The 19,073-nt window shown below is 40.0% G+C and carries 17 protein-coding genes and 4 pseudogenes; 11 read left to right on the top strand and 10 right to left on the bottom strand.

The genetic code is table 11. The features are described 5' to 3' along the window. Nucleotides 1-349: 349 nt before the first annotated feature. Nucleotides 350-556 (bottom strand): hypothetical protein, encoded by a 207-nt coding sequence (locus tag JOE45_RS05525; protein WP_210021141.1) that lies wholly within the window; start codon nucleotides 554-556, stop codon nucleotides 350-352. Nucleotides 557-869: 313 nt separating this feature from the next. Between JOE45_RS05525 and JOE45_RS23425 the strand changes: the two are divergent. Together JOE45_RS23425 and JOE45_RS24115 are read left to right on the top strand one after the other, a co-directional pair. Further along, nucleotides 870-1,049 (top strand): annotated as a pseudogene (locus tag JOE45_RS23425) (hypothetical protein); the annotation flags it as partial. A gap of 161 nt (nucleotides 1,050-1,210) precedes the next feature. Further along, on the top strand, nucleotides 1,211-1,327 hold the full coding sequence (locus tag JOE45_RS24115) for an IS3 family transposase (RefSeq protein ID WP_210021142.1): 117 nt from the start codon (nucleotides 1,211-1,213) through the stop codon (nucleotides 1,325-1,327). 91 nt (nucleotides 1,328-1,418) lie between these two features. Here JOE45_RS24115 and JOE45_RS05515 read toward each other — a convergent pair whose 3' ends face one another. Further along, nucleotides 1,419-2,534 (bottom strand): MGDG synthase family glycosyltransferase, encoded by a 1,116-nt coding sequence (locus tag JOE45_RS05515; RefSeq protein ID WP_210021143.1) that lies wholly within the window; start codon nucleotides 2,532-2,534, stop codon nucleotides 1,419-1,421. Nucleotides 2,535-2,661: 127 nt separating this feature from the next. Here JOE45_RS05515 and JOE45_RS05510 point away from each other — a divergent pair, with 127 nt between their 5' ends. The 3 genes from JOE45_RS05510 (at nucleotide 2,662) to JOE45_RS05500 (ending at nucleotide 6,757) form a co-directional block, all read left to right on the top strand. Continuing rightward, nucleotides 2,662-3,393: an endonuclease/exonuclease/phosphatase family protein gene (locus JOE45_RS05510; RefSeq protein WP_348632485.1), complete on the top strand. Its 732-nt coding sequence runs from the start codon at nucleotides 2,662-2,664 to the stop codon at nucleotides 3,391-3,393. 1,015 nt (nucleotides 3,394-4,408) lie between these two features. Continuing rightward, a complete protein-coding gene (locus JOE45_RS05505; RefSeq protein ID WP_210021144.1) occupies nucleotides 4,409-4,969 on the top strand; it encodes a YkoP family protein in 561 nt (186 codons plus the stop codon). A gap of 927 nt (nucleotides 4,970-5,896) precedes the next feature. Further along, nucleotides 5,897-6,757 (top strand): metallophosphoesterase, encoded by an 861-nt coding sequence (locus JOE45_RS05500; RefSeq protein ID WP_210021145.1) that lies wholly within the window; start codon nucleotides 5,897-5,899, stop codon nucleotides 6,755-6,757. A 178-nt stretch (nucleotides 6,758-6,935) separates the two neighbouring features. Here the strand turns inward: JOE45_RS05500 and JOE45_RS05495 are convergent, their stop codons facing one another. Next, nucleotides 6,936-7,139 carry a cold-shock protein gene (locus JOE45_RS05495; protein WP_210021146.1) on the bottom strand — a complete coding sequence of 68 codons (204 nt, stop codon included), beginning with the start codon at nucleotides 7,137-7,139 and terminating at the stop codon, nucleotides 6,936-6,938. 90 nt (nucleotides 7,140-7,229) lie between these two features. Next, a complete protein-coding gene (locus JOE45_RS05490; protein WP_210021147.1) occupies nucleotides 7,230-7,685 on the bottom strand; it encodes a hypothetical protein in 456 nt (151 codons plus the stop codon). Between the two features lie 239 nt (nucleotides 7,686-7,924). Between JOE45_RS05490 and JOE45_RS23415 the strand changes: the two are divergent. Next, nucleotides 7,925-8,112, top strand: a pseudogene (locus JOE45_RS23415) (DUF255 domain-containing protein); the annotation flags it as partial. A gap of 351 nt (nucleotides 8,113-8,463) precedes the next feature. On the opposite strand, the gene JOE45_RS24110 reads toward JOE45_RS23415, so the two are convergent. From JOE45_RS24110 to JOE45_RS24095, 4 genes are all read right to left on the bottom strand, one after another. Next, nucleotides 8,464-8,562, bottom strand: coding sequence for a multicopper oxidase domain-containing protein (locus JOE45_RS24110; RefSeq protein WP_461479549.1), 99 nt, complete (start codon nucleotides 8,560-8,562; stop codon nucleotides 8,464-8,466). Between the two features lie 286 nt (nucleotides 8,563-8,848). Further along, on the bottom strand, nucleotides 8,849-9,121 hold the full coding sequence (locus JOE45_RS24105; protein ID WP_461479531.1) for a multicopper oxidase domain-containing protein: 273 nt from the start codon (nucleotides 9,119-9,121) through the stop codon (nucleotides 8,849-8,851). A 531-nt stretch (nucleotides 9,122-9,652) separates the two neighbouring features. Beyond that, complete coding sequence (locus tag JOE45_RS24100) at nucleotides 9,653-9,994, bottom strand: YkoP family protein (protein ID WP_461479548.1); 342 nt, start codon at nucleotides 9,992-9,994, stop codon at nucleotides 9,653-9,655. 35 nt (nucleotides 9,995-10,029) lie between these two features. Next, nucleotides 10,030-10,212: a YkoP family protein gene (locus tag JOE45_RS24095; RefSeq protein ID WP_461479530.1), complete on the bottom strand. Its 183-nt coding sequence runs from the start codon at nucleotides 10,210-10,212 to the stop codon at nucleotides 10,030-10,032. A gap of 253 nt (nucleotides 10,213-10,465) precedes the next feature. Here JOE45_RS24095 and JOE45_RS05475 point away from each other — a divergent pair, with 253 nt between their 5' ends. Together JOE45_RS05475 and JOE45_RS05470 are read left to right on the top strand one after the other, a co-directional pair. Further along, entirely contained in the window at nucleotides 10,466-11,461 is a 996-nt protein-coding gene (locus tag JOE45_RS05475; protein ID WP_210021149.1) for a CotS family spore coat protein, read from the top strand. A 17-nt stretch (nucleotides 11,462-11,478) separates the two neighbouring features. Further along, nucleotides 11,479-12,516, top strand: a complete 1,038-nt coding sequence (locus tag JOE45_RS05470) for a glycosyltransferase family 4 protein (RefSeq protein ID WP_210021150.1) — start codon at nucleotides 11,479-11,481, stop codon at nucleotides 12,514-12,516. 90 nt (nucleotides 12,517-12,606) lie between these two features. On the opposite strand, the gene JOE45_RS05465 is transcribed toward JOE45_RS05470, so the two are convergent. Continuing rightward, nucleotides 12,607-13,602: a phosphotransferase gene (locus JOE45_RS05465; protein WP_210021151.1), complete on the bottom strand. Its 996-nt coding sequence runs from the start codon at nucleotides 13,600-13,602 to the stop codon at nucleotides 12,607-12,609. Between the two features lie 228 nt (nucleotides 13,603-13,830). On the opposite strand from JOE45_RS05465, the pseudogene JOE45_RS05460 reads away from it, so the two are divergent. Continuing rightward, a pseudogene (locus JOE45_RS05460) lies at nucleotides 13,831-15,054 on the top strand (IS3 family transposase). A 176-nt stretch (nucleotides 15,055-15,230) separates the two neighbouring features. Here the strand turns inward: JOE45_RS05460 and JOE45_RS05455 are convergent. Beyond that, nucleotides 15,231-16,259 (bottom strand): annotated as a pseudogene (locus JOE45_RS05455) (IS3 family transposase). Between the two features lie 472 nt (nucleotides 16,260-16,731). Between JOE45_RS05455 and JOE45_RS05450 the strand changes: the two are divergent. Continuing rightward, nucleotides 16,732-17,715: an amidohydrolase family protein gene (locus JOE45_RS05450; RefSeq protein ID WP_210021152.1), complete on the top strand. Its 984-nt coding sequence runs from the start codon at nucleotides 16,732-16,734 to the stop codon at nucleotides 17,713-17,715. Nucleotides 17,716-17,773: 58 nt separating this feature from the next. Then, nucleotides 17,774-19,039 carry a Rieske 2Fe-2S domain-containing protein gene (locus tag JOE45_RS05445; RefSeq protein WP_210021153.1) on the top strand — a complete coding sequence of 422 codons (1,266 nt, stop codon included), beginning with the start codon at nucleotides 17,774-17,776 and terminating at the stop codon, nucleotides 19,037-19,039. Nucleotides 19,040-19,073 lie beyond the last annotated feature (34 nt).

The raw sequence follows: 19,073 nt of genomic DNA, 5'->3' as shown, positions 1-19,073 counted from the left end.
GCGACTCTTTGTAGGCTTTACAATATAACTTTCGACCGATTCTGGTATGAATTTCGAAAATGGATGGAATAATTACCCGGTAATTAAAATGAGAAGTAAAGAGGAGCACAGCATGATTATTAAGCCGAAACAGCCCAAAAAATGTGTCAATTGTATATGGGGTCATTGGGATGGGATGAAACAATACTGTAGTAAGATACAATGCATCAAGCGGTAATAGATGGCGATAACCACATCCTCATAAATGTTTATTTGTGCTGTGTGATCAAGTTGAAAGTGAAAGAAAAGGGCTAGGGGAGACTCTAGCCCTTTTACATATTTATATTTCCTTGCGTGTGGGAATTTCTATTTACTGCTTCTTTTTTGCTTCGTCTTTGTTATTCATAACTTGATTGACTAAATTCTGCGTAGCGTTTTGGGTCTGCTCGACCAGGTTGCTTGTAACTTCAGCTGCATTTTCTACTGCATTCTGCACAAAGTTTGATGTCGATTGTGCCGCATTTTTTACAACATTCGTATTATTTTCATTAACAGAGTCATTTCTTTCCTGAGACATAGAGAATCCCCTCCTTCCTTTTAATCTTCGCCACCTGTTTGAACCAATCGTCGAACTATGTGACCACCGATCCTCATAGTATCACGATAGTCATAACTTTGGCCTTTTGCCAGTTGTATTCATCCCTTGCAACAAATTAAAATTCCCCGATATTTGCCTGATTATTCATAAATTACTCCCCTGTGGATGCTAAGCAGATTAGCTTCATTCCCCATAGAACGCAATGCTCAACAATTGGAGTGAATACAGCTTACTCATAAAAGAATTTAAGTACGTAAGTATATATTGCATATTTTTTTTCCATGATATGAAAGCTGCCGTAAAGGCGCAGGTTGATTACATTAAACAACGGGTACCGGATGCAGAGATTTACGTACATCCCCATCCGGGAGAAGCGGGGGCGATCGGTGCCACCATGGAAACCTTACGGGTTGTCAAGCGCCGGGGGTATTCCACATTTTTGTTGCTCGACGCAACCATTGACCTGCAATACTAAGGCCAACCGTACACGTCCCATGCGTACCATGACATGCTGCCAAAGGTTGTCGCCCAAATCAGCATGTCTCGCCGAGGCAATTGTTATGACAATGCCTCTATGGAGAGCTCCTTCTCGCATCTCAAAACGGAAGGGCTCTACCCTTATTTATTCGAAATATGGATGAAGCACAAAGGAGAATTGAAGCGTATATTCGATTTTATAACCAACATCGGCCGCAGCGAAAGCTAAATAAGCTGCCTCCGGCGAGGTGCCGGAAACAGCTTACAGCCTAGTTTTTTTTCAGTGTCTATAAAATGGGGTCTTGACCAATTTCACAAAAAAGCGGTTTGAGTCTTTTTTCTAGAGGGCGATAAACTGAATTTCCTAATGAAATTGGCAAATGTTTTGCAACAGCAACGAAATATTTTTATTCGTAATTGCATCGTAATAATGATCTACATTTCGGTGCAATCCATCACTTTTTTCCTGAGAGCCTAATATACTCAATAATTGTTCTTCCATATTAGCATCACGCTCCCAATGGTCAGCTTGAACAATAAGCCCTTGCTGCTTTAAGTGCTGCAGATTGATTCGTTCTTGTCCAGGTAACGCATGGTAAACAAAAATAGGTATTCTTTTATAAAGGCATTCACTGACCGTTACTCCACCTGGCTTAGTAACAATGGCATCGATTTGATTATACAATTCATCCATTTCTTCTCTTGATGTTATATAGGGTAAGGGAGTAATTCGAGGATGCTTTAAATTCATAAGTTCTTCCTGTAAATGCTTATTTTTTCCGCATAATACTTTGTACTGAATATTTCCCGTTTTTCCAATTTGGCGAAGAAGGGAACGAATGACACCTGCACCAAGACTTCCACCAGAGATTAATACTGTCATTTGGGAAGAGGACATCGGTTTTTCTTTATTTTCAGTGATTTTCGGATGAATCGGTATACCTGTTACATAAATCCGTTCACTAGGAACACCTTTTTGTAAGAGTGATTGTTTTAGGTAAGCGTCCGGGACGAAATGGTAATCAATATCACCGCATCCCCACAGATTATTGATAAAAAAATCGGTATATACATTAATAACCGGGATAGAGATCACACCAAGAGCTTTTAGACGACTGAGAATATAAGAAGGTAGTGCATGGGTGCAAATTATAATTTGAGGTTCTTCTTCGCGAACCAGTTTTTCAACAAAATACTGAAAAAGCCATTCATATAAGCGGTAACGTTGTGGTTGTTGTATCGGTTGGTATACCGACATTCTGTATAGCCAATCGTACAAATTTGGGAATGAATGAATCCATTTTATATAAATTCTAGATACGGCAGATTCCATACTCCCATAGCTGTAACGAAGAATATCCACTTTATTACAAAGGACAGAAGCCATTACTCCTTGTATATGTTCTATTAAAGCTTCGGCAACCTGGTGATGGCCAGATGATATAGAAAGAAAGGGCATAAGCATTATTTTTTTCATCATCCATTTCCTCCATCGAGTAACGTCAATAAGCGAAATATAAACAGGGGATAATACAGTTAATAGGATACTACATTCTGGCTTTTGACATACATGGTTGTAAAAATGCTCGAAAGGAGATCAACAGATTGTGATAAAGGTGATGACTTTCAATATGCACCACGGACAAGGAATGGATGGGAAGGTAAACCTGAATCGAATTGCTGAAGTGATTGAGGAAAGTGAGGCCGATCTCGTCGGTTTGAATGAGGTGGATCGGTGTTATTCCAAAAGAAGCGGATTTATGGATCAGCTGTCCTGGCTAGCCGATCGGTTGCATATGAATGCATGCTTCGCTGCGTCTCTAACCTTATCAGCCAAAGGGAATATTCGTGCCGGACAGTATGGCAATGCCTTATTATCCCGATTTCCCGTTATATCTCTAGAACAACATGTGCTTGGAAACGTTCGGTCCGGATTAAGGGAAGCTCGTGTTTTATTGGAAACCATTGTGCAAATACATGGACATCACATCAAACTATATGTGACTCATTTAAGTTTAAATCCCATCGCTCATCGGCAGCAAGTTGACTTTATCGTCAAAACCATCATGCATGATAAACAGCCAGTTATTCTGATGGGGGATATGAATATGCGGTCCGGATCGAAAGGATGGCAAAAAATAACGAAGGTTCTCCATGATACATGTCGGCTTCAATACTCTTACCCGTGTTATACTTTTCCATCCATTCGGCCTACAATCCAACTGGATTATATTTTTGCAAGCAAGCATTTTCAAATTACAACGGCAAAAGTCTTCAAGAAAAAAACTATTGCTTCGGATCATCTGCCTCTGGAAGCGGGTTTATTTTTAGATCTTTAACATTACATTTTTATAACTTCATATTTCATGAGACATACTGATTACTGGTCATAAGAAAACCATGCTTCCGTAGTAGTAAAGTGCATGGTGAATCCGGCCCTGACGTCTTAAAGCTTTCGTCAAAAACGATGTGAATCAAGAAGTTTCCTCACATTTATACGGAGCAAAAAACAAATATGGAATTCATGATTCTTATGCCATTGCCGCGGCAAAATCGTTGATAAAATCACAAAAGCAATCGGATTTTATGCTGGTTTACTTGCCGGATAACGATCATGAAGTTCAATTGAAGAATCCCGCACATGCGGAAGAGGCCCATGTGAAAATTCTGGAACTGCTCCTTGTTTATAGTCCCTGGGAGGAGGCCTTAAAACAAAATATATTTATCATCATCAAGTGATCATGGACAAATCCGAATCGGTAAAGAACAAGAATTTAATATTGACTTGGATGAATTGCTGCAATTCTTTAGGGTACTAAAGCTCGGGGAGAAACTGAAAGATCATGACGTTATTGTAGCAAATAATGAACGGATGGCATATGGTTTTCCTTTAAAGCGTGATAGAGAGCAGGAAATCATACAATCGCTATCCATGGAAGCAAGAATTTGATATCATTGCTTGGAAAGAGGGGACTGGGGTCTGCGAAAGGGAAGGAGGGTCAGGCCGCGAAGTTTATAATTAAAAAGAGGTTCTATAACAGATATTTATGGTTGTTCATGGAATATATCCGGAGAATGGATTGTGTTGGATTTAATTGATAGGTAGGGCGTTGTAGAATACGGGGAATATCCGGATGTATTGTCCAGATTATATGGGGCGTGATTCCGCTTATCGTGGCTGGATCGGAACACCCCGTAAAAAAGAGCCTCCACGTCTTGTCGATTTGAAGTATTTTATCCTTGAATTGTTTGATTCGGGAGCGGCATGTATAAACTGAAATTTCCACCAATGAATTTCTGTTTCCCAAGACAAACTAACCGCATAAAATAAACATTCCAAAGGGGAAAAAGTACATGTGGTTAAAATCAGTAGCCCTAACGATTTGGGATATACTCGATCCCATTTATTACGCATGTACCCAATTAAGATACATTGGTGGGGTTGATCAGAGAAGCAATGCATTTCGAGTGAGACTTACTTTATACAAAGGCCGACCGATAGCTTTATCTGACGGAACGGTGATTCAAAAGGGCGATATTTTACTGAAAATCCATTTGCATAACATTGTTATATTAAAGAACATGCTTCCCCTGAGAAATGAAGTCAAAAAGGCAAGATTTCTTTACCGAATCATTGAAGAATCGTTACCTGAACTAGCCCTTTATGTTAGAAGGCATCCTAAATGCCATGAAATCAAGGGAATGATCGGGATTACGATGTTAAATCGAGGGTGTGATAAATTAGGTTTTGAAGCGGTTCCAATATCATGTACTTGGTATAGATGGTTCAAGAGGATGAGTTTGATGCCCATCCGCATGCTATCAGTGACGCAACCGTTTAAAAACATGAAAAAGCATGTTCCAACCTATTTGTTTATGTCTAAGGACATGCTTTTACAAAAACATGTGGAATAATAGGCTGTCGAGAAAAAAAGAGCTGGAAACGCTCCCCGCCCACTTTATCAACAGGCACACTTCACGGCAGGAAGATCATCGTATCCGAGAACCGTTTGCGTTTCAAGCTAATGGATGTGTGGTCTGGAACATGGTCTGTCATCCAAGAAACCAGCGGTACGCGACATTGGTTTGAATCTCCTGTTCTTAGCACCGCCCCGAACGAATCCGTAAAAGTAGCCGAGAAAGATCATCTTAAAGAGAACAAAAGGATCTACATGACCGGTCTCCCGTATAAAACAGTAAAAATGAGTTTATCCATCTTGCTGAAACCAAGAAGTCGTTGCGTAGTGCCTGTGCCAACATGGACCAGAGAGCGGAACAAAAATTGTACCAGGTTGATGTCCAATGTATTGAATGGGTCCGCCTTGAGTTTCAACATAGGGGGATGATCCAGAATAGGACGTCATAGGAACTTGACCAGCATACTGATGAGGAAATTGATTATAAGGAAAAGCATAAGGGCTAAAAGTCATTAAGTTACCTCCAATTTAAATTTGATACAACGTATGTTCCACTATTAATTTGAGATGCATGTCCTTTAATAAATGGGCATGAAATAAGAAATAGGTCATTGTCTAGACTTTAATATATAGAGCGACAAGGTATCGACCACAATGTGTTTCGGATGAGATTAATGCGATTTAAAAGACCCGACATAAGGCTATCCTTTTACACCTGTTCTATCTCAAGTTTATAATTTAAATTTAAAATAGGGATCACTTTGATACCAGTATACCTTTTATCCACGGAAAAGCCCCTAGAGACCTTTAACTAACATCACCCCACATATCGTTTCATGTCGAAACATAAAATTATGGCCATATATTACCGCTGACAGTGCCTCATTCATTTTCTATACTAATATATAGAGAAGGGGGTTATCGTATGGAATGGTATGTTTTGATCGGCTTATTATCCATAGTAGTGATCATTTGTTTTTTTTATAAAGCACATATAAATACGAAACGGGTGGAATTAACTCATATCCGGTTGCCGGAAGACATGAACGCTTCTCGTATTGATAGTCTGAAGGTGCTGCATATTTCGGACATGCACATGGAGAACATCTCGGTGTCGCCTGACCGATTGTTAGATATCCTTTCCGAAGAGCGGCCGGATCTGATTGCCCTGACTGGAGATTATTTGGATAAAGTGAAAAGTATTCCGAAGCTGAACGCATATTTAAAGGTCTTGCGCAAGATGAATCCGAAGTATGGAATTTATGCTGTTTTCGGCAATCACGATTATGTGTTGAAACATCAAGATTTCACCAAGCTTCGGAAAAATTTGGAAGATTTCGGGTGTAAAGTTTTACAGAATGAAAATGATCTTTTGTACGTAGACGGCAGACAAATTCATATTATCGGAATCGATGACTTTAGTACGAAGAGAAGTGATTTGAATCAAGCCTTTCGGGGGACTGACAAAGGGTTTCGGTTGGTTTTGACGCACGATCCCAATATTGTGTTAAAAATGGAGGATTATGCGTTTCATTATATGTTGGCTGGCCATTTTCATGGAGGTCAGATTTGTTGGCCGAAGCCCTACCATTTGTTAAAGATGGGACGTCTGGTTCGCATGAATATGGTCAAAGGCTTGCATCGTTATCGAGGAAAACCGTTTTATATCAGTGAAGGATTGGGACAGACAGGGATAAATATCCGGGTCGGTAGTAGGCCGGAAATTACAATTCATCACCTATCTCTGCAGACGATGGAAAAAGAACAAACTCCGAAAGCTGTATAGCGATTGGAGTTTGCTCTTTATTACATATAGCCCGTGTAGGGGGACTAAAATTTAGTTCCATAGGAATCCGTGCCCTCGTGGTTTGAACACGAGCTAGATTGTAGGGATAACAAAAGATAAAGTAATCTTCCAATGTACCAAGTGCCACATTCAGAATACATTTTTTGTGGAGAAATAATTAATAATTACCTTTAAAGTTAATATTGAGGATAGGAAGCATTTTTGTTGCTTGAATCATCTCTGATTTACATAAAGGACAAAATGGAGTTATTTCAAATGAAAATCCTTCTCTTATCCAACCTATACAATTTTCTTTTTTGCAGATCCAAACTGAAGTTTTGACATATTTAACCGGCTCCTGATTATTCCTGGAATAGTGCAATTTGAATACCCCTATTATACCATTTAAATCAATTAAGCTTATAATTATTCAAATTCAACGAATACACGAGCTCCTTACGAAAAGAAGTAATTATTTTTCGATACAAATTGGCTTTTCTTCAAGATAATTGCCGTGTTTTGGATGTCCTAAATTGAAAGCTTTATTTTGGAATATAAGATTGATCAAATCAATTTCAAATCCCAATGATTTTAATATCTCAAATGTTCCATGAGAACCGGTTCCGTTAAAACCTGATGTACACCCGCTTAGATGCAGTTCATTTTCATTAACATCAGTCAAAACTAGACCATGTGATTCTGGGTCAGAAGAGATATATGCGTTTTGGAAATCATCAAGCAATTTATGTTGTACTACTTTTTCAAATAAGGCTATGCTGCGATGAGTAACGCCTCTATCGATGCCATGTTCAGTAATTACATAAAAGAATCTTTCGCCTAATGTAGATTGGATTGACTTGTAATATTTTTTTTGATATTTCATTCCATCGATGTTACAAATTTCAGTACGGGTTAATAATTTTACCATACATACCCACCTTTACGAATTTTTTATAAATTAAATGTATGATCTGTAATATCAAATTAGCCTTGAGTTTTAAGTAAGTCAGGTTTTCGCCTTCACACTATTTTATTTGATTAAGTAAAGGACAGGCGAATTTGATTCTGACTATATCTGAGTATGGAGTTTTATTAACAAACCCAAAGAGGTAGTTTCTTTTTCTAGCATATCGGGTATGATAATCGTAAACCATAAAATTGTAAATTATGGAGGTGTATGGTGTGCCAAAAAATGATCGTAGGCCAAACCGTTTAATAAAAGAAAAATCACCATATCTGCTCCAACACGCTTATAACCCTGCGGATTGGTATCCGTAGAGCGAGGAGGCATTCGAGAAAGCTAAGCTTGTTATCAAACCCATTTTCTCAGCATTGGCTATTCGACTTGCCATTGGTGGCGCGGAGTAAATCGTACAACAGAAAAACAGCGTAATGGCACGGTTTTCGGTGATCGTAGGGGACAGGTCACATTCAAATTGAATTTGTAGTTATGTTGACTTGCCGCATTTGGTCAATACAGCAATCCCGAAAATAAATGCTCTCCGTTTCAGCTTTTACTGTAACCATTGTACGAATAGAACGCACTCCTTGAATTTCGCCGTGTTCAGCTTGTGTGTTAAACGGTTCATCAGCGTTTTCACAAACAATCCAATTCGTTTTTCTCCTTGGCTGTGCAAGGAGCTCTGTTCCCATCTGGAAAGCGTTCGGAAGTTTTACTCAAGTAATAAATTTTGACGGAGAACAGCTTATCGGATAACAATATACGGTCTCATCATCTCATAATCCTCATGCTCCAAGATATGACAGTGCCATACATATAATCCTATATAAGGACCGAATTTCATAATAATTCGAGTTACCTGGTTAGGATTAGCTCTTACTGTATCCTTCCCTCCTCGTTCTGCAGGTGCAAACGTGATTTCTTTGACTCCTATCGCGTGTTGCATAAATCCTACATCCGTCCTAATTTGGTAAAGAAGTTGTCCCGAATCAAGCTTAATTCTATAGAAACGGCTTTGGATGCGTTAAGCAACCTAAATCGATATTTACGTGGTTCTACTTTTAAATAAGGATATACTTTTCCATTCACCAAGATGGTATTTCCAATAAATTCAGGAACAATCGAAGTTTCTAACTCCAGAACAGGTTTTTCTGGTTGCAAAGATGCTGATCTGGAAGATTGTTGATCCATTTAATAAATACTTTTTCTATACTTTCTACTTCAATTGTTGGTCCGGGATAGCTGCCTTCATAGCCCCATACCGTTGTATCCTTTAACTCACTATGAAGTGATTGCTTAAATTCCGTCATAGTTACTTCATAATAAGTATGAAACTGATCTTTCGATCGAGGTTTTAAAATAGGGGGAATGGGGAGTTCATCTACAAATTTAGAGAGAGTCATATTTCCGCTCCTTCACTGCTGATGATAATTACCTTTTTTCTAAAGTTATAAATATTACAAGCCCTGTATGATAAATTCAAATGTTTTTTGTGGTTTGCAAAAGCGTCACAAACGAATGGCCCCGGCGATATGCGCCGAGGCTTTATTGTTGTCCGTCTAAGGCAGGTAGCCCGACGGGTCAAGCTAGACAAGTGGCAGAGGGTGGCGAAGGGCTGCTTCCTGTGGGGTTTCATGGCTATCGCATGAGAAAAGGAAGCCAAAAGGGTTCTATATTGAGCCAACGTTTCCATTTAAATCCCATTATTGTTACAGCTTCAATGTGTGTTTACTTTGCACTAGAGTTACACTCTCGTTCAACTCCTGAGAAAAATTTCAACACAAAGAGAGGAAAGTCCTTTCTGATTTCATATGATGAATTCGGGAGGTGATTACTCATGTTCAAAACAGTTTAAGAGCTTGCAGCTGAAATTGCAATGCTTTTTCATGTTTTTAAACGGTTGCGTCACCGATAGTTAACCTATTTGTTTATGTCTAAGGACATGTTTTTACAACATGTAGAGTAAATATTCTAGAAATTTGTCCTTTTAAATTCCACTGATAGTTCGCGGGTTCAGCAGAGAGGACGTGCCAGGAGGGTAAAAAATCTCCTCCAAAGTAGATGGGCTTCAAACTCATCCATTTTAACAATCTATACCATGTAAAGGATATCTGAACCGCTTCAAAACCTAATTTATCATACCCTCGATTTAACATCGTAATCCCGATTATCCCCTTAATTTCATGACATTTAGAATGGCTTCTAACGTAAAGGGCAAGTTCAGGTAATGATCTTTCAATCATCCGGTAGAGAAACCTTGTTTTTTTTGAGTTGATTTTCCAAGGGAAGCATCTTTTTTAATATAACAACGTTATGTAAATGAATTTTTCAGCAATATATTCCCCTTTTGGATCAACGTTCCGTCGGATAAGGATATCGGAGTGCCTTTGTATAATATAAGTCTCACTCGAAATATACCGCTTCTCTGATCACCGCTACCAATGTATCTTAATCGGCTACATGCATAATATAAGGGATCGATTATTTCCCACATGATTAGGGACGTGTAGAACGTTTGTTCTTATCTCGTTACACACCAAACGCCCGTTCTATATGCAAAAAGGCATTAAACACCATCAACGGGACTTTCCACAATTTCCTAGGGATAGGTGTCAGCCAAAACGGTTTTGGCGAGAGGGGAATAGAATAAAGGAAAAATCTAACAAAGGCATCTCTGCCATATCTGAATACATTATTGGAACCGGCATGGGAAGAATCGAAAATTAACCGAAAAAGAGGTGAAGTACTTGATTGAAAATGATGCAATCCGTGCTCTCTCCCATTTTGGAATTACTCCACAAGAAATACATGTCATCGTTAACAAGAAAGACAGAAATGTTTGGAAAGTAATAAATAATAGTGGAGAATTCGCTTTAAAACGGGTTGAGAATTTAGACAGAGCCTTCAAAATTGCATCCGTGAGTCAATACTTATCATCAAAGGGTTTATCTGTCATGAGAATCCTGCCAAGTAAAAATGGCCACATGGTGGTTAAAGATCGTAGCCAATATTATTTGTTATCGCCTTGGATTCAGGGGATTAACCCTCGGTACAAGACACAGGGTATGGTCGAGAACATAATTACCTTCCTTGCAAAGTTCCATCTTCTTTCAAAGGGATATATTTGCCCAACAGGGAAAAATCAAAAAAAGGTTCAAATCGAACACGATTGGGAAAGCGAGTATAAAGACAAATCAAGAGAACTGGAAATCATTTACAAAATGGCGGTTCATGATCCTCATCCCATCCCCCAGCTCTTCATGAATTATTATCCATGGCTAAAAAAACGAATTCAATGGGTACAAGACTATCTCCCTCAAACGGCGTATTCAACACTAATAAAGAAGGCCAAAAAGGAGCCGATGTTGATTCATCGAGATTTTAAAAGTAAAAATCTATTGGTGGATGAGCATGGAAATCTGACGATGCTTGATTTAGATTATCTATGCAATGGTCTGCCTCTGTGGGATCTTGCGAAAATCATTTCTTCCTTCAATCATCAATTCGGCTGGTCAGAGAACAGATTCCATTCCATGTTAAACATCTACGAACGTACCCTCCCTTTGACAAAGGATGAGCATACTCTTCTCTTGATGGATCTGGTTTTACCGCGGAGGCCATTAACATTGATTCAGAGATACTGCGAAGGAAAAAGAAACATTTCATTAGAAAAATTAGATCGCAGTATTAAGATCGATCAAATGACCCTTAATGATCTGAATATCGGACCAAAACTCACTTAGACGAAAGAGGTGATATTTTGGATAAGAAAAAAATAGTCATATGCCATACAGATGTATCCACCAAATATGGGGGAGCGGAAATTCATGTAGAACAGCTATATCATCAATTAAAAACACATGGATATGAAGTCAATTGGATCAAAATCCCTTATAGTTCCCGCAAATCGAATCTGGAAGATCAGATGAACTTATGGAGGGAATATCCGTGTCCCGAAGATATCGATCTTGTCATAACCACTAGATTCCCAAGCTATGGAATCCAGCACCGCAATAAAATCACATGGCTAATACATCAGTGTCGGGCTGCATATGAACTCTTCGGTACCAAATACTCCGATTTCAAAGATACAGCTTCAGATACCAAATTACGTTCCTCCATCAAGTTGTTTGATGAAACCTCCCTACTAGAATCCAAAAAAATTTTCACCAATTCTCAAAATACCGCCAACAGGCTAAAAAAATTCAATCGGATCGACGGTGAAGCACTATATCATCCACCAAAACTCATCGGGAAGTATTATCACAAGGAATACGGAAAATTCATCTTATCCGTAGGTAGACTTGAAAAATTAAAAAGAATTGACCTGCTCATTGAAGCGATGAAATTTATTCCCAAAAAGGTCACATGCATCATTGCCGGAACGGGTTCGAAAGAAAAGGAGCTAAAGAAACTAGTTAAGAAACATAATTTGAATGATAGAGTCAAATTTCTTGGTTTTGTAGATGACAAAACACTACTAAAACTCTATGCAAGCTGCTTTGCGGTGTATTATGCTCCCTATGATGAAGATTATGGATATGTTACGTTGGAAGCATTTTTAAGTAAAAAGCCAGTAATCACTTGCACTGATTCGGGTGGTATCTTGGAATTTGTAAGGGATGGTGAAAATGGTTATATTCGAAACCCAATACCTCTTCATATTGGTGAGGCCATTACTAATTTATACGAACAACGTAAAAACCTATGTCCCCTTCTCGGTACGATGGGGTATGAAAGAGTCAGTGGAATTACTTGGGATCATGTCATTAAAAAAATCACTCAAACATTGAAATAACAAATAGAATCCCCATTTGACCATACCTTCATGAATGATCCCCTGGAAAATTCTCAAGTAGCCAAATGGGGATTTTTGTGTCTATCCTCGCTAAGTTAACGGGCCAAGCCCCAAGTCCTTGATTTTTTCTCGATCTATGACCAAGGTTCGTTCAAATTCATCCAGGAGCGTTGGACTTTTACTGCCCTTGTAGTAGGAGACAGCTAAGTTAGTTGCTAGATGCGGAAAGATCTGATCCACTTGGAGCAGATCTTGTTCAATTTGACTCATAGGTCGAATTTGCTGATACCTTTTTAGCATTTCCTGAAGCCGATCTCCAGACCACTGTTGCAGATCATGATTTACCCAGGTGATAAGTCGGGAAATATCCCATACGGGTAATGCGTAAGCCACTGTATCGAGATCGATGACTATGAGTTGACCCGATGAATCTGCCAGGACATTGATTCGCGAATAGTCCCCATGCTGTAGAAACGGATCCTTCCGGGACTGAGCGATCAACGACTTAAAGGCGGCATGCGGGAAGTGATCAAGTACCCATTTGATCCTGGATTGGAGCCAAGGGTAATGAAGAATGAAAAGACGGGTAAAGGGGTCTTTAGACGAATGGATCCGACTTCTTGATTTTTCGAGTTGGTTCTTTTTCTTTTCATAATGAGATGGATAGAGTTGGAAGAGGTCTTCGATCTTGGCTGACTTACCGTTAAAACCTCTGGATGACTGGTGAAAACGGGAAAGCTTAGTGGTGATGTTCTCCAGCATGGAAGGGTTATCGTACCGGGGGATGGTTCCTGAAACCCATCTTGTTAGAATGAAATGGAAGTCGTTTTGCGTGCTAAACCATTTCCCATCGACTGTAGGCAGTACCTCAAGGACTGAAAGGCCATTTTGCTGAAGATGACGGCTCACCTCAGTAACATTGTACGCCACTTTATCTGTTGAAACACACTTTAAGGCATACTTTTCGGAACCCCTAACGACTTCCCATACCTTTTTTTTGGGACTGTCATTTAGGGTGACGGAATCTGGCCTGATGTTAAAGGAAAGAAGAGCTTTCTGTACTGCATTTTTATTAATCTTAATCACCTGGCTTTCCATGGAAGATAGATAAGATGAACTCTCCTTTTATTGTATTATCAAACACTGTAAAGGTAAGGGTTAGTGTCGTTCTTTAGGAGCGTTTTATTAAAATAGGTCAAACCATTATGACTTCCGATTGGTTGAAAGAATAGAATAAAAGCTCTTTAGCCCCCTGGCGAACTTGGACACTAAGAGTGGGTTTGGTTTACACTATTAGTGACAGGGGATGATGACATGAAGAAAAATAAACATTCAAAAGAATTTAAACTACAAGTGGTGAAAGAAGCTATAGAAACTGGGAATAAGGCGGCCGTAGCTCGCCGTTATGAGATAGCTGCCAACATGCTCCATCGTTGGGTGAAAGAATTTGAAGAAGGTAAATATGATGTGACTACACTGGATGGGATAACTCCATTAGAATCCAAGGTTCTTGCACAAGAAAATGATCAACTCAAAAAACTTCTGGGTGAGAAAGATCTCGAGATTGCGATCCTTCGTGACTTAATAAAAAAGAAAAACCCTCATTTGCTGACAAAGTTGAAGTAGCAGACTACTACATCAACCAGGGATATGACATAACGCTTGTGCTGCGTTTGGTGAAGATCCCAAGATCCAGCTACTATTACCACAAATTCAGCAGAGTAGCGGAGAAAACAGTAAGTGAGGGGCGCCCAGCACCCGGTTATTCACTCCAACAAGACGGCTCCAAAGTGGCGGATGCTCAGATCGAGGAATGGTTAATGGAACTGGTGGCCGATGACGGTTATGCGTATGGCTACCGCAAATTAACTGTGGCACTACGTCGGGATTACGGATTGATTATCAATAAAAAGAAAGTTTATCGACTCTGTAAAGCGCTTAGGATTCTGCGTCCACAGCGGAAAATTCGTTCAACATATCCGAGGAAACTAGCTCGAAACCGAATTATAACGGCCTCAAATCAACTATTTGAGACAGATATTAAATATGGGTATATTGTGGGAGAGGATCGCTTTTTTTATATCCAATCCTGCCTTGATGTATACGTAAGTCATCACGTACCATATTGGCCTTCGTTGTGAGGCGAAAGATGTGGTGCGTACACTGCAAACTGCACTGTTCAAGCGCCAGTTATTTGAGGTCAAGATAAAGCCGGTCATTCGAACAGACAATGGTCCCCAATTTATTTCCCAAGCGTTTGGAGAAGCCTGTGAAAGCTTTGAAATGGAGCATGAACGGATTCCACCACGCACACCGAATATGAACGCTCACATTGAGTCTTTCCATCGACTGCTACAGGATGAATGCTTAGCTAGGCAAGACTTTGCGAGTTACAGTGAAGCTTATGAGGCTGTCACCGAATTCATTAGGTTCTACAATGAGCGCAGAATCCATTCGAGCATCCGAGATCTGTCACCGGCTGATTTCTATGAAAAGAACAAGATTCAACCGATCCCTATTAAAGAGGTTCGTGTGTAAATTAAAAAACTAAGAATGGCTGAGTAAGGGTGAGCTAGTGTCCAAACTCAGGGGGTTAATCCGGTAATTCTAATATTGTAAAGGAGGAGCAATTACTTGGTATGTGTCATTATTTTATTACTTTGGAGCGCTGTCAATAGAATGGACACATTAAACTGAGAGAATTACGCTGCTTATCAGTACATAAGTTCGTACTGATTAGATGTGAAATATTCAATAGAAGAATGAATTCTCTTCCCATTATAAGAACATACAATATACTCAAAAATTTTCTCTGTTGCCTCTTTGCGCGTGCTGAATTTCTCTAAGTAGACCAGTTCTTTCTTGAGAACACTGTGGAAGGATTCAATACAAGCATTATCGTAACAATTTCCTTTACGACTCATGCTACCTCTCATTTCATATTTCTTAATTCTTGCTTGGTCATCCGATCATCCATATGAAAACCGACGATCTTTCGACTGTACAAGTCCATTACTCTTGCCAAGTATAACCATCCCTCATCGGTATGAATGTATGTAATGTCTGTCATCCACCACCTTATTCGGGGCAGCAGCAACGTATGTTTGATTCAGTACATTATCTGCGACTGGGAGATTGTGCTTTGAGTTCGTAGTGGCCTTATACTTCTTGATCGTCCTGGATTTCAAACCTAATTCTTTCATCATGCGGGCAACAGTCTTTTCAGACACTTGAATACCTTGCTTCTTCAAGGCTTCCCAGACTTTATTGCTTCCATAGAGTCTTCTTGAAACGATAAAGACACGCCGTATCTGATGCTCCAGACGCTCTCGTCGTTTGTCTCGCTTACTCGGTTTACGTTCGGTCCAGGCATAGTATGCGCTTCTTGATATATCAAATACAGTGCACATTTTCGCGACGCGGAACTTGAAGCGGTGATCGTGGATGAACTGATAGATCAGCGCCGGTCTTTTGCGAAGTAGTGCATCGCCTTTTTTAAGATTTCATTCTCTTCCTTTAAGTCTTGCAGTTGCTTCTGCAGATCACGTACAGCCTGATCATCTGGCTTTAGCTTCCCGCTACCAGGGAATGTGAGAACCGTCTTGCGTTTGTATCACATTCCAGCGACGTAAAGTGTTCTCGTGTAGTCCCATTTCTCTGGATACCTGCGCTACTGATTTGCCTTCTTCTTGAATTAACCGAATCGTCTGCAGTTTAAATTCTTTATCAAACTTCTTAGCCATCTCCGGACATGGCTGCTTTGAATGCCGGTATCGTTCAACCCATTCAGGTTAAGGTTTAAAAAACGGGTGAAATAACGAGCAATTTAAAGAAGTACTATGAAGGCTAAATTGATCGTAGACTAAAGAACAAAAAGACTCGAGTTAAAAGGAGTATAAAAAGCTCAAGCTGAAACAAGGCTTGAGCTTTTTTTTGACTAGATTTGTTGCTGTATTTTCCTTCCCTTCACCTGCTTTTTCGTGGCCAATTGCCTTTCCACGCTTCTCACCCCCCTCTTTCCTTTTCTAAGCCGATTAATAACATGATTGCAAAAGTAACCTTTGCTGTGATTTATAAGGTTTAATACGTTTTGGTATATGATCTATATGATGAAATATATATAATTATCGAAAATGTTAGTCCATATAATAAAAGTGTAAGGGCTTTCATCCGGTCTTATGAGCCCTTACTAATAAATTGTAGGGGGAAATACGATTGATTATTGATATTCATGGTCACACCACTGCGCCGGCAGAAGTTTATGCATACCAGGCAAGATTACTGGCCAGTCGGGGTAATCCGGATAGTGGCCCTCCCAAAATAAGCGATGATTTATTAGAAACCAATTTACAGGGGCACGTGAAATTAATGAATGAAGTAGGTACGGATTTGCAGCTAATTTCGCCTCGTCCATATCATGTAATGCATTCAATGAAACCATCATCAATTATTCATCAATGGACAGGTTTTGTGAACGATATCATTGCACGTCAATGTAAGCTGTATCCAAATCTTTTTCAGGGTGTTGCCGGATTGCCTCAATCGATGGATGAAGGCATTGATCGTTCTATCTATGAGTTAGAGCGATGTGTTAAAGAGCTTGGTTTTGTAGGGTGTTTGATCAATCCCGATCCCGCAGAAGGTGGACATCCTACTGCACCAGCAATGGGGGACGAATACTGGTATCCGTTGTATGAGAAGATGGTTGAATTGGGCGTTCCTGGATTGGTACACTCCGCAGCGTGCTGCAACCCGAGACAATCTTATACTATACATTTTATTAATGAAGAAAATATAGCGATTATCTCTTTACTGGAATCGCGCGTATTCAAAGATTTTCCGGACTTAAAAATTATTATTTCTCATGGCGGGGGAGCCATTCCTTATCATACGGGCCGTTTTCAAGCATGGAGATTTCGCAAGAATATAGAAGAGCACTTCGAGGATAGCTTGCGCAAGCTTTACTTTGAAACATGTACTTATAATAAACACGCGCTGGAATTACTTTTCAAAATTGTAGGAACAGATAACGTATTATTCGGTACTGAAAAACCGGGTACAGGATCAGGCTTCGATCCAAAGACAGGTCTATATCTTGACGATCTGAAGCCGGTTATCGAAGGCATCGAATTCTTAAGTGCGGAAGACAAGCATAAGGTTTTTGAAGGTAACGCAAGAAAGATTTTCAATCTGAAATAACCGTGTTTGATGGGGAGTTCAAAAAGAATAAACTATATTAACGTGAGGAGTGTTTTGCATGCTGTCAAAGGAAAAGAATGAACTTTTAACAAGAACGGGTCCGGGAACGCCTGCGGGAGAGGTACTGCGAAGCTGTTGGCAGCCGGTAGCGCTCTCTAAAGAGTTGCCGATAGATGGTGCGCCTCTGCCTGTCAGGATCATGGGTGAAGATCTGGTTCTGTTTCGCAATGAGGAAGGCGTGCCAGGTTTGTTAGGTATTCACTGTGCCCATAGGGGAGCAGATTTAAGCTATGGTAGGGTAGAAAATGGGGGATTGAGATGTATTTACCATGGTTGGTTGTTTGATTCCTGCGGGTCGTGCCTTGAAATTCCTGCGGAGCCTGCAGGAAGCAACTTCCGCAAGAGCATTCGCCAGCCGTCGTATCCTGTTGTCGAGAGAGGCGAAATCATTTTCGGTTATTTAGGAGCAGGGGAACCTCCCGCGTTTCCGGACATTGAAGTCCTCAACGTGCCGGAAAGCCATCGTTATGTAAGCAAATACTATTGTGAATGCAATTATTTGCAAGGTAATGAAGGCAATATCGATCCAAGCCACAGTTCCTATTTGCACCGTATATTTGATGAGGGCGACGCTGCGAAATATAAGGTGGTTAAAGGCGGCAGCTTGACGGCCAACGATTTGCAGGGAAAAGATGTTGCACCTACGATTGAGACGGAGAAAACGGAATTCGGGTTGAGAGTCTATACGGTGAGGGATATGGATCACGATAAGATGTACCTAAAGGTATCAAATTATGTTTTTCCAAATTTTTCGGCTGTTCCCGGTCCAACAGTGGGTGATGGATATATTGTGAATTGGCATGTGCCCATCGATGATACTCACCACTGGAGGTACAGCTTTATATTCCGTCGCTCCCAACCTATTGAAAAAGAATGGTTTCTAAAAGAAAATCAAGAAACCATGCATCCAAACTTTATGCCTGTTCGCAACCGGGAGAATCGGTATCTGCAGGACCGTGAAGAAATGAAAACCAAAACATATAGTGGAGTAGGAACCTCCTTTGCCGTCCATGATGTTGTCGCTATAGAAGGAATGGGGCCTGTACAAGACCGTACTCAAGAGCATCTGACTTCCGCCGATAAGGTGATCATCCAAGCACGTCAAGTATTGGAAAAAGCAATTATAGAGTTGAAAGAAAACAAGAACGAGCGTTCGACGAAAGAAGACCACAATCTATACGCTGATCTAAGGGTTGTATCCGAGGTTTTACCGAAAGGGACGGACTTTAAAGCGCACTTCCGAAGCAAGTATTTAGATGTCTGAACAAAGAAATAGAATAAAAGTTTCGTCGGAGGGG

Source organism: Paenibacillus sp. PvR098, assembly GCF_017833255.1.
Classification (GTDB): Bacteria; Bacillota; Bacilli; order Paenibacillales; family NBRC-103111; genus Paenibacillus_G.
The sequence above is the reverse complement of the archived record's forward strand: the minus strand, read 5'-3'. Positions and strand labels throughout refer to the sequence as shown.